We start from the raw sequence: 14403 nt of genomic DNA, 5'->3' as shown, positions 1-14403 counted from the left end.
CTGGCGAGCCGCGCTCCTCAGGAGGGTGTGGGCTCGCTGCGCAGTGCGGCGGTGACGTACGCGATCGCCTCGTCCGTCGTCAGGCGCAGCGCCCGCACCCGTTCGGCGAACGCCCGCGCGGCCTGCTGGGCGAGCCGGGTCGCGTCGTCGGCGCTCGCCGCCACGAAGGTGCCGTTGCGCCCGCGCGTCTCGATCACGCCGTTCGTCTCGAGCTCGCGGTAGGCGCGCGCCACCGTGCCCGGCGCGAGACCGAGATCGTCGGCCAGGCGACGCACCGTCGGCAGGCGCGAACCGGGCGCGAGCTCGCCGGCCGACACGGCGCCGAACAGCTGCTCCCGCAGCTGCTCGTACGGGGGGACGGGGGAGCGCGGATCGATGACGATCACGATGCCTCGAGGGGGAATCGCTGCGGGGTCGCGGGGCGCAGATCCGCGGCGAGGCCGCGCCCGTCGGCGGGGAGAACGCGACCGAGGGCGAGCTGCAGCCAGGACGCGACGATGAACGGAAGGCCCGACCATCCACCGTGAGTGGGAATGCAGGCGCTGATCGTGCAGGCGGCGGCGAACAGGCCGATCGACGAGACGGCGAGGCGGACGGTGTTCATCGATGCCGTCCGCACGACGTCGTCCCACGCGAGATCGACGGGCGTGCTCTCGCGCTGCGGTGAGGCGAGGATGGGTCGGTCGAGGAGGGGCAGGGCGGTGCACGCGCCGAGCGCCACGACGCTCCCGATGACCCCGCCGAGGAGGAAGGCCGGTTGCAGCGGAGTGTTCCGTGCGACCGTGCTCGCCACAACCGCAGCGGCAGTGATGACGGCGGCGCCGAGGGCGAGGATCCACGGCAGCGCGATGCGACCGCGCCCGAGATAGTCGACGGCGCGGAGGGCGCGCACGTGCGCGACGGGCGGGGCGCCCGGCTCGGGGGTGAACACGGGTCGGCGGACGACGATGAATGCGTCGGCGATGACGACGGCGATCATCACCGGCAGAATCGGGAGCCCGGACCGCTCCGTGAACAGCGATGCACGCCGCTGACCCGAGGACCACGTGCCGGCCGACGCCAGCGCGCCGCAGCGCCTGGTCCGCGCGGGCCGACCTAGACTTGTCGGGCCATGATTCGACCCGACCTGACCCTCCCGATCCCCGACGAGATCACCGCCGCGCACTTCATCGGCATCGGCGGCTCCGGCATGTCGGGGCTCGCGGGGATGTTCCTCGACCGTGGCATCCGGGTGTCGGGTTCGGACCGTGCCGACAGCGCGGCCCTCCGCGCGCTCGCCGCGCGCGGCGCCGACGTGCACGTCGGGCACGACGCGGCGAACCTGCCGGACGACGCCGACACCGTCATCCACACCGGCGCGATCTGGCCGGAGAACCCCGAGTTCCTCCTCGCCAAGGAGCGCGGCCTGCACGTCATCCACCGCTCGCAGGCCCTGCACTGGCTGATCGGCGGTCGTCGCCTCGTGAGCGTCGCCGGCGCGCACGGCAAGACGACCTCGACGGGCATGATCGTCACGGCCCTCCGCGCCCTCGCCACCGCCCCCACGTTCGTCAGCGGGGGAGTGATCGCCGACCTCGGCGTCTCGAGCGGCACCGGCTCCGACGACCTGTTCGTCATCGAGGCCGACGAGTCGGACGGCACGTTCCTGCTCTACGACACGTCGATCGCGCTCATCACGAACGTCGACCCCGACCACCTCGACCACTGGGGCACCCGCGACGCGTTCTACGACGCGTTCGTGCGCTTCGGCGACGACGCCCGCGAGGCCGTCGTGATCAGCGCCGACGACCCCGGCGCGGCCCGGGTGCGTGCGGCGCTCAGCCACCCGCACGTGGTGACCTTCGGTGAGGATGCCTCCGCCGACGTGCGCGTCTCGGAGATCACCACCGAGGGCCCGGTCTCGTTCACCCTCACGCACCAGGGCGTCTCCGCCCCGGGTCGGCTCGCCGTCCCCGGCGCGCACAACGCGCTCAACGCGGCCGGTGCGGTCGCGGTGCTGCTCACCCTCGGCTACGACCTCGAGCCGGCCCTGCGCGCCGTCGAGGGATTCGCGGGAACGGTGCGCCGGTTCGAGCTGCACGGCGTGCGCCGGGGCGTGAGCGTGTACGACGATTACGCGCATCACCCCACCGAGGTCGCCGCGGCCCTCGCCGCCGCCCGGAGCGTCGTCGGTGCGGGGCGCCTCATCGCGATCCAGCAGCCCCACACCTACTCGCGCACGCAGGAGATGTACCGCGAGTTCGCCGAGGTGCTCGAGGCGGCCGCCGACCACACCGTCATGCTCGACGTGTACGGCGCCCGCGAAGACCCGGTGCCGGGCGTGACCGGAGCGCTCGTCAGCGACGCGTTCGCCGACCCCGAGCACGTGCACTACGTGCCCGACTGGCAGCAGGCCGCCGACTACACGGCATCCATCGCCCGACCGGGCGACTACGTCATCACGCTCGGCTGCGGCAACGTCTACCAGATCATCCCGCAGGTGCTGCAGGCACTCGCCGAGACCGAGACCGGCGCACCCGCCGAGACCGGGGCCTAGCGCGTGCGCCGGCCCGGCCCCCTGCCCGCGGAGCAGACCGCGAAGCCCGAGCCCGCGCCGCGTCGCACCCCCGGCAGGCGCGCGCCCGCCGCGACGACCGCCGCCGCGGAGAACAGCGCACCGGCGAACGAGCAGCCACAGGCGGACGAGCTGTTCGGCGGGCCCGACATCCTGCCCGCGCCGCGACCGCTCGGCAGCACCGCGCCGGGCCGAGCGCCCGCTCGGCCGACGACGGCGTCCGAAGCTCTCAGCGCGCCGCCGACGGACCGGCCGGCCGACGTCGAGCGCGACGAGAGCGAAGACGATCCGACCGGCATCGGCGTCCGCGACGTGTGGGCCGCAGCGCGGGCGCGCCGCCGCGCGCTGCGTGCCGAGGTGCGTCGCTTCACCGTGCGCCAGCGGCGGCGGCGGATGCTGTGGGGTGGCACGCTCGCGGCGCTCCTGCTGCTCCTGCTCGGCACTCTCGGCGCCGCGTACAGTCCGCTATTCGCGGTCGAGCAGGTGAGCGTCGTGGGCACGAGCACGCTCGATGCCGGAGCGGTCGAGGCGGCGCTCGCCGGGCAGATCGGCACCCCGCTGCCTCTCGTCGACTCGTCAGCGGTCAAAGCGGTGCTCGTGACATTCCCGCTCGTCGAGTCGTACACGCTCGAAGCGCGTCCGCCGCACGAACTCGTCGTGCGCATCGTCGAGCGCACCCCGATCGGATCGATCCAGTCGGCGGCGGGTTACACGCTGGTGGATGCCGCGGGGGTCGCGCTCTCGACGACGCCCGAGCCGGCTGCGGGGCATCCGGTGATCGTCGCCACGGGCGGCGTGGGGTCGGATGCCTTCGACGCGATCGGCACCGTCTTCCGCTCGCTGACCGGCGACATCCGCGGTCAGGTCACCCAGATGACGGCGACGACCGCGAACGATGTGACGCTCACGCTCGGCGGCACCGGCACCGAGGTGGTGTGGGGGAACGCCGACGACTCGGCGAAGAAGGCGTTCTACCTCTCGCGCGCGATGACGGCGCGTCCGCCCGACGGCGTCGCGAGCTACGACGTGTCGTCTCCCGAGGCCATAGTCATCCGCTGACCGTCCTTCGCAGTGAGCGCGCGCGTGTTTGTGCGCGACACGCCCACCGCCTCGCCGGGCGCGGGCGCTCGCCCGCTTACTTTCAATCCAGGAATTGCATACTCGGCAATTCTTTAAACCTCAACTTGAGGTTCAAGGTTTGACAGTCAGGGTTCGGGACACAATGGAGGCCGGCATGAGCCAGAACCAGAACTACCTCGCGGTGATCAAGGTCGTGGGTGTGGGTGGCGGCGGCGTGAACGCCGTCAATCGGATGATCGAGCTCGGGCTGCGGGGCGTCGAGTTCATCGCCGTCAACACCGACGCGCAGGCGCTGCTGATGAGCGACGCCGACGTGAAGCTCGACGTGGGCCGCGAGCTCACGCGCGGACTCGGTGCGGGCGCCGACCCCGAGGTCGGTCGCCGCGCTGCGGAGGACCACGCCGAGGAGATCGAGGAGGCCCTCGCGGGCGCCGACATGGTCTTCGTCACGGCGGGCGAGGGCGGCGGCACCGGCACCGGCGGCGCGCCCGTCGTCGCGCGGATCGCCAAGTCGATCGGCGCCCTGACCATCGGTGTCGTGACGCGTCCGTTCTCGTTCGAGGGTCGACGCCGGCAGAGCCAGGCAGAGGCGGGTGTCAACAAGCTCAAGGAAGAGGTCGACACCCTCATCGTCGTGCCGAACGACCGTCTCCTCGAGATCAGCGACCGCGGCATCTCGATGATCGAGGCGTTCGCCACCGCCGACCAGGTGCTCCTGGCCGGTGTGCAGGGCATCACCGACCTCATCACGACGCCGGGTCTCATCAACCTCGACTTCGCCGACGTCAAGTCGGTGATGCAGGGGGCGGGCTCCGCGCTCATGGGCATCGGCTCCGCCCGCGGCGCCGACCGGGCGATCAAGGCGGCCGAGCTCGCCGTCGAGTCGCCCCTGCTCGAGGCATCCATCGAGGGCGCGCACGGCGTGCTGCTGTCGATCCAGGGCGGCTCGAACCTCGGCATCTTCGAGATCAACGACGCCGCGCAGCTCGTGCGCGAGGCGGCGCACCCCGAGGCGAACATCATCTTCGGAACGGTTATCGACGACACGCTCGGCGACGAGGTGCGGGTCACCGTCATCGCCGCCGGCTTCGACGGCGGCGAGCCGCAGGCGCGCATCGAGCCGATCACGACGCAGCGTCCCGCCGTCGCACCGGTCGTGCCGGCGGTGCCGGCCGACGAGGCGGCCCGGGTCGCCGACGCGGAGGAGCGCGAAGCGGTGACGGTGTCGGCCTCGACCGACTCGCACCAGTCCGTCTACGGCGCCGACGACCTGGACATCCCCGACTTCCTCAAGTGAGCTCCACGCTGGCGCAGCGGCTCGCCGACGTCGACGCGCGCATCGCCGATGCCGCGCGGTCGGCGGGCCGCGACCCGGCGGAGCTCACGCGCATCGTCGTGACGAAGTTCCACCCGGCGCAGCTGGTCGTGGACCTCGCCGCGCTCGGCGTGCGCGACGTCGGCGAGAACCGGCAGCAGGAGATCACCGCCGAGCGCGCCGAGCTCGCCGACCTCGACGGAGTGCGCTGGCACTTCATCGGCCAGGTGCAGACGAAGAAGGCGCGGGCCGTGCGCGCGGCATCCGACGCCGTCCACTCGGTCGACCGCGACCGTCTCGCCGATGCGCTGCACGCCGCCGACCCGGACGGCAACCCGCTGGATGTCTGCGTGCAGGTGAACCTCACCGACGACCCCGGCCGCGGGGGAGTGGCGCCCGCCGGCACGGCCCGGCTCGCCGAGCACATCGCCGCGCGCTGTCCGTCGCTGCGGCTGCGCGGGGTCATGGCCGTCGCGCCGCTCGGCGAGGCCCCGGCGGCGGCGTTCACCCGCCTTGCCGCCTCCGCCGACGCCGTGCGCGCGGTGGTGCCGGATGCCGCGTGGATCTCCGCGGGCATGTCGGGCGACTTCACCGAGGCGATCGCCGCGGGCGCGACACACCTGCGGATCGGTACGGCAATCACGGGCGCGCGCCCCGCGCACGGTTAACCTCGACACAGACGAGCAAACGGAGGATGCGATGTCGAACCCGCTCAAGAAGACCATGGTGTACCTGGGCCTCGCCGACGAGGAAGAGGTGTACGACGAGCCGGTCGCCGAGGCGCCCGTGCGCCGCGAGCGCACCGAGCGTGTCGTCGAGAAGGCGGCTCCGGTGACGCCGCTGCACCGCCCCGCCGTCGTGCGTCAGCCCACGGCCGGCACGGTGAGCGAGATCCTGACCGTCCACCCCAAGCAGTACCGTGACGCGCAGCTGATCGCCGAGAACTTCCGCGACGGCATCCCCGTCATCATCAACCTGTCGCAGATGAGCGACGCCGACGCGCGCCGTCTCATCGACTTCGCGAGCGGTCTGTCGCTGGGTCTCTACGGGCGCATCGAGCGGGTCACCAGCAAGGTGTTCCTGCTCTCGCCCGAGAACGTCGCGATCTCGGGCGACGGCACCCTGGCGCCGGCCGACCCCGAGGCGGCACCCTTCACGCAGTAGTCGTGCAGTTCGTGAGCCTGGCGGCGGCCGTCCTCAACACGCTGCTGCTGATCTACCTGCTGTTCCTGCTCGCCCGTCTCATCCTCGAGTACATCCCGATCTTCAACCGCGAGTGGCGGCCGAAGGGATTCGGCCTCGTGCTCGCCGAGGTCGTCTACACCGTCACCGATCCGCCGTTGCGCTTCTTCCGGCGGTTGATCCGGCCGCTGCGGATCGGACCGATCGCGCTCGACCTCGGTTTTCCGATCACGATGCTCGTCGTGTTCGTGCTCCTGTCGATCACGGGTGCCATCGCCCGCATGTGACGGGCTTCTCGCACGCCTCAGGTGTGGGGACTATGCTGTTCCAGTACCGCACCGCGGATCGCGGTCCGCCCCGATCGGTTCGCGTCGTGAGCCCCGAAAGAGGAAACACCATGGCTTTGACCCCCGAAGACGTCGTCACCAAGCAGTTCCAGCACGTCCGCTTCAAGGAGGGCTTCGACCCGGACGAGGTCGATGATTTCCTCGACGAGATCGTCGTCGAGTGGCGCAAGACGATCGCCGAGAACGAGGAGCTCAAGGCGCGCGTCGCCGAGCTCGAGTCGGGCGCCGCGGCCGCCGCCGCTGCGGTCGCCGTCGTCGAGACCGCGCCCGAGCCCGAGGCCGTCGTCGAAGAGGTTCCCGCTCCGGTCGCCGCGGCTCCCGCCACTGGTGGTGCCGCCGCCTCGGCCGGCATCATCGAGCTCGCCCAGCGCCTGCACGACGAGCACGTCGCCGAGGGCCAGGCCCAGCGCGACAAGCTGATCTCCGACGCCCAGGCCCAGCACGACAAGCTGATCTCCGACGCCCAGGCCCAGGCCGCCTCGATCCTCGCCGACGCCGAAGCCAAGGGCCGCGACGAGATCGCCCGCCTCGACGCCGAGCGCGCGACCCTCGAGACCCGCATCAGCGAACTGCGTCAGTTCGAGCGTGACTATCGCTCGCAGCTGCGCGGCTTCATCGAGGAGAAGCTGCGCGACCTCGACGTCGCCGGCGCGACCTCGGGCTCGTCCGTCTCGGCTTCCTGAGCGGGCCGGTGGAAGGCCGCACACGACGACTGCGTCCCACGACGGCCGGCATCGTCATCGCGATCCTCGCGGTGGTGGTGCTGGCCGTCGACCAGTTCACGAAGCATCTCGCTCTGCAGAACCTGCCGTATCAGCAGATCGTCCCGGTGTGGGGCGATGTGCTGCAGTTCTATCTGACGCGCAACTCCGGCGCGGCGTTCTCGCTCGGCGAGGGTGTCACCTGGGTGTTCACGATCGTCCTCGCGATCGCCGCGCTGCTCATCGTCTTCCTCGCCGCCACGCGGGTGCGCGGGCGCTGGTGGGCGATCGTCCTGGGGCTCCTCCTCGGAGGCATCCTCGGCAACCTCACCGACCGCCTGCTGCGCGAGCCCGGCTTCGCGATCGGCCATGTCATCGACGTCATCTACACCCCGTGGATGATGCCGGCGATCTACAACGTCGCCGACATGTTCATCGTCACGATGATGATCTGCGTCGCCCTGCTGGTGCTCCTCGGCGTGCGCCTCGACGGCACGCGTGAGCCGCGCGCCGTGAAGGAGACTCCGGCCGCCGACACCGCCGCGACCGACGACGCCGCTGCGGACGACGCGGATGCCTCGACCGTGCGTCGCACGGACCTCTAGCGTGCCCTCCCGCAGCTTTCCCGTCCCCGAAGGACTCGATGGAGTCCGCGTCGACGCGGCCCTCGCGAAACTGCTCGGCTTCTCGCGCACCTTCGCCGCGGAGGTCGCCGAGTCGGGCGGCGTGCGGCTGGATGGCCGCGCCCTCGGCAAGAGCGACAAGCTGCGCGCCGACTCGTGGCTCGACGTCGACTGGCAGGAGCGCCGCGAGCCCGAGATCGTGCCGATCGCCGTGCCCGACCTCGGCATCGTCTACGACGACGACGACATCGTGGTCGTCGACAAGCCCGCCGGGGTCGCCGCGCATCCCTCCGTGGGCTGGGAGGGTCCGACCGTGCTCGGTGCCCTCGCCGCGGGCGGCTACCGCATCGCGACGACCGGTGCCGCCGAGCGCCAGGGTGTCGTGCACCGCCTCGATGTCGGCACGAGCGGGCTCATGGTCGTCGCCAAAAGCGAGCGCGCCTATACCGCGCTCAAGCGCGCGTTCAAGGAGCGCGAGGTCGAGAAGATTTACCACGCCGTCGTGCAGGGTCACCCCGATCCGCTCGCCGGCACGATCGACGCGCCGATCGGGCGGCACCCTTCGCACTCATGGAAGTTCGCCGTGACGCCGGACGGCAAGGACTCGATCACGCATTACGAGACGATCGAGGCCTTTCCCTCGGCATCCCTGCTCGAGATTCATCTCGAGACAGGACGCACCCACCAGATCCGCGTGCACATGGCGGCGCACCGGCATCCGTGCGTCGGCGATCCGCTGTACGGCGCCGACCCGACCCTTTCGGCCCGGCTCGGGCTCACCCGGCAGTGGCTGCACGCGCACGAGCTCTCGTTCGCGCACCCGGTGACGACGGAGTGGGTGACGTTCACGAGCGACGACCCGGCCGACCTCGCCCACGCGCTCGAGGTGCTGCGCGGCTAAGCCCCGGCGGGTCTCGACGCCCGAACGCATGCCCCTGCGCGCACACTCGGGTGTCTACGCTCGGAGCATGGATCAGCTCAGCGCACGCCCGTGGCTCGCCGCCTACGCCGACGGGGTGCCCGCCGAGATCGAGCCGGTCACGCAGACCCTCGTCGACATGCTCGACGACGCCGTCGCCCGCTACCCTCGCCGCCCGGCGCTGGAGTTCTTCGGCGCGGTGACCACCTATCGCGAGCTCGGGGAGCAGGTCGCTCGCGCCGCGGCGGGGCTCTGGCGCCTCGGCGTGCGGGCGGGTGACCGGGTGGCGCTGATCCTGCCGAACGCCCCGCAGCACGTCGTCGCGTTCTACGCGGCGCAGCGCCTCGGCGCGATCGTCGTCGAGCACAATCCCCGCTACACGCCGCCCGAGCTCCGCCACCTGTTCGAGGTGCACCACGCGAAGGTCGCGATCGTGTGGGACGCGGTCGCCGACGTCGTCGCGGAGTTCCCCTCCGACATCCGTCCGCAGCACATCGTCGCGGTGACGCTGCCGGATGCCATGCCGTGGCGTCTGCGGGCGCTCCTCCGCCTGCCCGTGCGCTCGGCGCGGGAGAAGCGGGCCGCGCTCACCGCGCGCCCGACCACGAAGGGCATCCTGCCGTGGGCGAAGCTCGGCCGGCGCCGCCTGCCGAAGGCGGCGAGCCGTCCGACCCTCGACGACACCGCGGTGCTGCAGTTCACGAGCGGCACGACGGGGCGCCCGAAGGCGGCAGTGCTGAGCCACCGCAACCTCCGCTCGAACGCGGCGCAGTCGGTCGCCTGGGTGCCGGACCTCGTCCTCGGCCGTGAGGTGTTCTACGGCGTGCTGCCGCTCTTCCACGCCTACGGGCTGACCCTGTGCCTCACGACCGCGCTGTCGATCGGCGCGCGGATCGTGCTCTTCCCGACCTTCGACGTCACGATGACCATCGACGCGATCCGGCGGACGCGCCCCACGTTCCTCCCGGCCGTGCCGCCGATCTACGACGCCCTCGCGCGGGCGACGGTGCGCCAGAAGGTCGACCTGTCGACGCTCCGCAACGCGATCTCGGGCGCCATGGCCCTTCCGGCATCCACCGTGCAGCGCTGGGAGGCGGCGACCGGAGGCATCCTCGTCGAGGGGTACGGCATGACCGAGTCCTCGCCGATCAGTCTCGGCAACCCGATGGGACCGCGCCGGCGCGTCGGCACCGTGGGGGTGCCGTTCCCGAGCACCGAGATCCGGGTGGTCGACCCCGACGATCCCACCGCCGACCGTCCGCTCGGCGAGCCGGGCGAACTGCTCGTGCGGGGGCCGCAGGTCTTCCAGGGGTACTGGAACCAACCCGACGAGACCGCGTGCACCCTGCTCGAAGGGGGCTGGCTGCGCACCGGCGACATCGTGACGGCGGATGCCGACGGCTTCATCACCGTCGTCGACCGGCTGAAGGAGCTCATCATCTCGGGCGGCTTCAACATCAGCCCGAGCGAGGTGGAGCAGGCGCTCATGCTGCATCCCGACGTCGTCGACGCCGCCGTCGTCGGGCTGCCGCGCGCCTCGGGCGGCGAGCAGGTCGCCGCCGCGGTGGCGCTGCGCGACGGGGCGGTCTTCGACGACGAGGGGATCCGCGAGTGGACCCGCGGTCACCTCACCGGGTACAAGGTTCCGCGCACCATCGTCGAGTTCGACGAACTGCCGCGCTCCCTGGTGGGCAAGGTGCAGCGCCGCGAGGTGCGCGAAGAGCTGCTGCGGCGGCGCGGTCAGTAGGCCTCGCGCGGGCGCGGATGCTGCGCCCGGCGCCGCCTCGCGTCGCCGGGCACCGCGCGCCTCTGGGCGCCGCCGGTCACTGGCCGCCGAAGAACTCCGCGCTCTCGGTGTCGCGCAGGGCTGCCGCGATCTTCCGCCGGTGGAACTCGTCGACGTGGGAGAGAGCCGTTGTCCGCGCGGCGGCCGAGGAGCACCTCGCCGTCTCGCACGATCACGGCGGTCACCCCGACCAGCGGCAGGGGAGCGTGGCCGATATGCTCGCGCAGCGACAGGACGAAATCAGGCGTGGCTATGCCCTCAGCCTAGGTCCGGCCGTGCGGGATCCTGCCGCTCCGAGGGCCCTCAGCCCCGGTGTCAGACGGTCGCCGTAGACTCGTCAGGTGGCATCCGACTCCTTCGTTCACCTGCACGTGCACAGCGAATACTCGATGCTCGACGGGGCCGCGAAGATCGGTGCGATGACCCAGGCGGCCGCCGATTACGGCATGCCCGCCATCGCCGTCACCGACCACGGCAACACGTTCGCGGCGTTCGAGTTCTACAACGCGGCCAAGGCCGCCGGGGTCAAGCCGATCATCGGGCTCGAGGCCTACGTCACCCCCGGAACGCACCGCAGCGACAAGTCGCGCGTGCAGTGGGGCTCACCCGACCAGAAGAGCGATGACGTCTCCGGGTCGGGCGCCTACACGCACATGACGCTGTGGAGCCAGAACACCGCGGGCATGCACAACCTGTTCCGGCTCAGCTCGCTGTCGAGCATGGAGGGCTACTACTTCAAGCCCCGCATGGACCGCGAGCTCCTGCAGACCTACGGCTCCGGGCTCATCGCCACGACCGGCTGCCCGTCGGGCGAGGTGCAGACGCGCCTGCGGCTCGGGCAGTACGACGCGGCGCGCGCGGCGGCGGCGGAGTTCCAGGACATCTTCGGCAAGGAGAACTACTTCGCCGAGATCATGGACCACGGGCTCTCGATCGAGCGCCGCGTGATGACCGACCTGCTGCGGCTCGCGAAAGACCTCGACATCCCGCTCGTGGCGACCAACGACTCGCATTACACGCACCAGCACGAGGCCGACGCGCACGAAGCGCTGCTGTGCGTGCAGTCGGGCTCGACCCTCGACGACCCGAACCGGTTCAAGTTCGACGGCGACGGCTACTACGTCAAGACGGCCGCCGAGATGCGCCAGATGTTCCGCGACCACCCCGAGGCGTGCGACAACACGCTGCTCATCGCCGAGCGGTGCGAGGTGGAGTTCAACACCGCCGCCAACTACATGCCCCGCTTCCCGGTGCCGGACGGCGAGACCGAGGACAGCTGGCTCATCAAAGAGGTCGAGGCGGGGCTGCACTACCGCTACCCGGACGGCATCCCCGACAAGGTGCGCAAGCAGGCAGAGTACGAGACCGGCATCATCCTGCAGATGGGCTTCCCTGGGTACTTCCTCGTCGTCGCCGACTTCATCAACTGGGCCAAGGACCACGGCATCCGCGTCGGCCCCGGCCGCGGCTCGGGTGCAGGATCGATGGTCGCCTACGCGATGAAGATCACCGACCTCGACCCGCTCGAGCACGGACTCATCTTCGAGCGGTTCCTGAACCCCGACCGCGTCTCCATGCCCGACTTCGATGTCGACTTCGACGACCGGCGCCGCGGCGAGGTGATCGAGTACGTCACCGAGAAGTACGGCTCCGAGCGCGTCGCGCAGATCGTCACGTACGGCACCATCAAGTCGAAGCAGGCGCTGAAGGATGCCGGGCGTGTGCTCGGGTTCCCCTTCAGCATGGGGGAGAAGCTCACCAAGGCCATGCCGCCCGCCGTCATGGGCAAGGACATGGAGCTCGGCGGCATGTTCGACCCCGAGCACAAACGGTACAAGGAGGCGAGCGAGTTCCGCGCGCTCATCGAGAGCGACCCCGAGGCCAAGACCGTCTTCGACCGGGCGACCGGTCTCGAGGGCCTCAAGCGCCAGTGGGGCGTGCACGCGGCCGGCGTCATCATGTCGTCGGAGCCCCTGCTCGACATCATCCCGATCATGCGGCGCGAGCAGGACGGCCAGATCGTCACGCAGTTCGACTACCCGTCGTGCGAGTCGCTCGGCCTCATCAAGATGGACTTCCTGGGGCTGCGCAACCTCACGATCATCTCCGACGCGCTCGAGAACATTCGCATGAACCGGGGGGAGGAGCTCGACCTCGAGCACCTCGCCCTCGACGACCGCCCCGCCTACGACCTGCTCACCCGCGGCGACACGCTGGGCGTCTTCCAGCTCGACGGCGGCCCGATGCGGTCGCTGCTGCGGCTCATGAAGCCCGACAACTTCGAGGACATCTCGGCCGTCATCGCCCTGTACCGGCCCGGCCCGATGGGCGCGAACTCGCACACCAACTACGCGCTGCGCAAGAACGGCCTGCAGCCGATCACCCCGATCCACCCCGAGCTCGAAGAGCCCCTCCGCGACATCCTCGACACGACCTACGGCCTGATCATCTATCAGGAGCAGGTCATGGCCATCGCGCAGAAGGTCGCCGGGTTCTCGCTCGGCCAGGCCGACATCCTCCGCCGCGCGATGGGCAAGAAGAAGAAGTCCGAGCTCGACAAGCAGTACGAGGGCTTCTCCGGCGGCATGAAAGACCGCGGCTTCGGCGAGGGCGCGATCCAGGCGCTCTGGGACATCCTGCTGCCGTTCTCCGACTACGCCTTCAACAAGGCGCACTCCGCCGCGTACGGGCTCGTCTCGTACTGGACCGCGTACCTCAAGGCCCACTATCCCGCCGAGTACATGGCGGCGCTCCTCACGAGCGTCGGCGACTCGAAGGACAAGATGGCGGTCTACCTCAACGAGTGCCGCCGCATGGGCATCAAGGTGCTGCCGCCCGACGTCAGCGAGTCGATCCGCTACTTCGCCGCCGTCGGCGAAGACATCCGCTTCGGTCTGGGCGCCGTCCGCAACGTCGGCAGCAACGTCGTCGACGGCATCGTCGCCGCCCGCACCGACGCGCCGTACTCCTCGTTCCACGACTTCCTCGGCCGAGTGCCGATGCACGTCGCCAACAAGCGCACCGTGGAGTCGCTCATCAAGGCCGGCGCCTTCGACTCGATGGGCGACACCCGGCGGGCGCTGCTGGAGATCCACGAGGATGCCACGGAGGCGGCCGTCGGCCGGAAGCGCAACGAGGCACAGGGCGCCATCGGCTTCGACTTCGACAGCCTGTACGACGCCGCGGAGGAGACCGTGCCGCCGAAGGTGCCGCCGCGCCCGGAGTGGACGAAGAAGGACAAGCTCGCCTTCGAGCGCGAGATGCTCGGTCTGTACGTCTCCGACCACCCCCTCGCGGGCCTCGAGATCCCGCTCGCCAAGCACGCCTCGACCTCGATCCACGACCTGCTCGCCGACGAAGACGTCTCCGACGGCGACATCGTCACGGTCGCCGGTCTCGTCACGAGCGTGCAGCACCGCGTCGCCAAGCAGAGCGGCAACCCCTACGGCATGATCACCGTCGAGGACTTCGACGGCGAGGTGACCGTGATGTTCATGGGGAAGACCTATACCGAGTTCCAGTCGATGCTCGTCGCCGACTCGATCCTCGTCGTGCGCGGGCGCGTCTCGCGCCGCGACGACGGGCTGAACCTGCACGGCCAGTCGGCTTTCACCCCCGATCTCGGCGCGGTCGATGCCTCCGGTCCGCTGATCCTCCTCATGCCCGAGCACCGCGCCACCGAGTCGACGGTGGGCGAACTCGCCCGCGTCTTCTCCCGGCATCCGGGGAGCACCGAGGTGACACTGAAGCTGCACAAGTCGGGCACCGCGAAGGTGTTCGAGGTGCCCGCCCGGGTCGGCGTGTCGGTCGATCTGTACGGCGAACTCAAAGGTCTGCTCGGACCGCAGTGCCTGGGGTGAGCGACGAGCGTGTGTGTAGGATCGCAGGCGACGGAA

13 protein-coding genes and 1 pseudogene are annotated in these 14403 nt (G+C 70.7%); 11 read left to right on the top strand and 3 right to left on the bottom strand.

Features of this window, described 5'->3' with window-relative positions; translation table 11 throughout:
• Positions 1 to 17 precede the first annotated feature (17 nt).
• Both LOK55_RS08045 and LOK55_RS08040 read right to left on the bottom strand, forming a co-directional pair.
• A complete protein-coding gene (locus tag LOK55_RS08045; RefSeq protein ID WP_229934959.1) occupies positions 18 to 386 on the bottom strand; it encodes a GntR family transcriptional regulator in 369 nt (122 codons plus the stop codon).
• The gene (locus LOK55_RS08040; RefSeq protein ID WP_229934958.1) at positions 383 to 979 is read right to left on the bottom strand and encodes a hypothetical protein; all 597 of its coding nucleotides are present in this window, start codon (positions 977 to 979) and stop codon (positions 383 to 385) included. Before LOK55_RS08040 ends, LOK55_RS08045 begins: the two co-directional genes overlap by 4 nt.
• A gap of 132 nt (positions 980 to 1111) precedes the next feature.
• Here LOK55_RS08040 and murC point away from each other — a divergent pair, with 132 nt between their 5' ends.
• From murC to LOK55_RS07990, 10 genes are all read left to right on the top strand, one after another.
• Positions 1112 to 2536 (top strand): UDP-N-acetylmuramate--L-alanine ligase, encoded by a 1425-nt coding sequence (gene murC / locus LOK55_RS08035; RefSeq protein ID WP_229934957.1) that lies wholly within the window; start codon positions 1112 to 1114, stop codon positions 2534 to 2536.
• Positions 2537 to 2539: 3 nt separating this feature from the next.
• Positions 2540 to 3613 carry an FtsQ-type POTRA domain-containing protein gene (locus LOK55_RS08030; RefSeq protein ID WP_229934956.1) on the top strand — a complete coding sequence of 358 codons (1074 nt, stop codon included), beginning with the start codon at positions 2540 to 2542 and terminating at the stop codon, positions 3611 to 3613.
• Between the two features lie 175 nt (positions 3614 to 3788).
• The gene (gene ftsZ / locus LOK55_RS08025; RefSeq protein ID WP_229934955.1) at positions 3789 to 4931 is read left to right on the top strand and encodes a cell division protein FtsZ; all 1143 of its coding nucleotides are present in this window, start codon (positions 3789 to 3791) and stop codon (positions 4929 to 4931) included.
• A complete protein-coding gene (locus tag LOK55_RS08020; RefSeq protein ID WP_229934954.1) occupies positions 4928 to 5617 on the top strand; it encodes a YggS family pyridoxal phosphate-dependent enzyme in 690 nt (229 codons plus the stop codon). Before ftsZ ends, LOK55_RS08020 begins: the two co-directional genes overlap by 4 nt.
• A gap of 31 nt (positions 5618 to 5648) precedes the next feature.
• Positions 5649 to 6113 (top strand): cell division protein SepF, encoded by a 465-nt coding sequence (locus LOK55_RS08015; RefSeq protein ID WP_229934953.1) that lies wholly within the window; start codon positions 5649 to 5651, stop codon positions 6111 to 6113.
• A 2-nt stretch (positions 6114 to 6115) separates the two neighbouring features.
• Positions 6116 to 6418, top strand: coding sequence for a YggT family protein (locus tag LOK55_RS08010; RefSeq protein WP_229934952.1), 303 nt, complete (start codon positions 6116 to 6118; stop codon positions 6416 to 6418).
• Positions 6419 to 6528: 110 nt separating this feature from the next.
• The gene (locus tag LOK55_RS08005; protein ID WP_229934951.1) at positions 6529 to 7161 is read left to right on the top strand and encodes a DivIVA domain-containing protein; all 633 of its coding nucleotides are present in this window, start codon (positions 6529 to 6531) and stop codon (positions 7159 to 7161) included.
• 8 nt (positions 7162 to 7169) lie between these two features.
• Positions 7170 to 7784: a signal peptidase II gene (gene lspA / locus LOK55_RS08000; protein ID WP_229934950.1), complete on the top strand. Its 615-nt coding sequence runs from the start codon at positions 7170 to 7172 to the stop codon at positions 7782 to 7784.
• Between the two features lies 1 nt (position 7785).
• Positions 7786 to 8703, top strand: coding sequence for an RluA family pseudouridine synthase (locus LOK55_RS07995; RefSeq protein ID WP_229934949.1), 918 nt, complete (start codon positions 7786 to 7788; stop codon positions 8701 to 8703).
• 67 nt (positions 8704 to 8770) lie between these two features.
• Positions 8771 to 10468 carry a long-chain-fatty-acid--CoA ligase gene (locus LOK55_RS07990; RefSeq protein WP_229934948.1) on the top strand — a complete coding sequence of 566 codons (1698 nt, stop codon included), beginning with the start codon at positions 8771 to 8773 and terminating at the stop codon, positions 10466 to 10468.
• Positions 10469 to 10629: 161 nt separating this feature from the next.
• On the opposite strand, the pseudogene LOK55_RS07985 reads toward LOK55_RS07990, so the two are convergent.
• Positions 10630 to 10761 (bottom strand): annotated as a pseudogene (locus LOK55_RS07985) (NTP pyrophosphohydrolase); the annotation flags it as partial.
• 135 nt (positions 10762 to 10896) lie between these two features.
• Here LOK55_RS07985 and dnaE point away from each other — a divergent pair.
• Positions 10897 to 14367, top strand: coding sequence for a DNA polymerase III subunit alpha (gene dnaE, locus LOK55_RS07980; RefSeq protein WP_206694363.1), 3471 nt, complete (start codon positions 10897 to 10899; stop codon positions 14365 to 14367).
• The last annotated feature ends 36 nt before the right edge of the window (positions 14368 to 14403 follow it).

The sequence above is a fragment of the Microbacterium sp. F2E genome (assembly GCF_020905435.1).
Classification (GTDB): domain Bacteria; phylum Actinomycetota; class Actinomycetes; order Actinomycetales; family Microbacteriaceae; genus Microbacterium; species Microbacterium lacticum.
The sequence above is the reverse complement of the archived record's forward strand: the minus strand, read 5'-3'. Positions and strand labels throughout refer to the sequence as shown.

Coding starts and splice junctions, on each gene's coding strand:
- LOK55_RS08015 (WP_229934953.1), top strand. CDS start 5,649: ATGTCGAACCCGCTCAAGAAGACCATGGTGTACCTGGGCCTCGCCGAC.
- LOK55_RS08040 (WP_229934958.1), bottom strand. CDS start 979: ATGATCGCCGTCGTCATCGCCGACGCATTCATCGTCGTCCGCCGACCC.
- murC (WP_229934957.1), top strand. CDS start 1,112: ATGATTCGACCCGACCTGACCCTCCCGATCCCCGACGAGATCACCGCC.
- dnaE (WP_206694363.1), top strand. CDS start 10,897: ATGCTCGACGGGGCCGCGAAGATCGGTGCGATGACCCAGGCGGCCGCC.
- LOK55_RS08005 (WP_229934951.1), top strand. CDS start 6,529: ATGGCTTTGACCCCCGAAGACGTCGTCACCAAGCAGTTCCAGCACGTC.
- ftsZ (WP_229934955.1), top strand. CDS start 3,789: ATGAGCCAGAACCAGAACTACCTCGCGGTGATCAAGGTCGTGGGTGTG.
- LOK55_RS07990 (WP_229934948.1), top strand. CDS start 8,771: ATGGATCAGCTCAGCGCACGCCCGTGGCTCGCCGCCTACGCCGACGGG.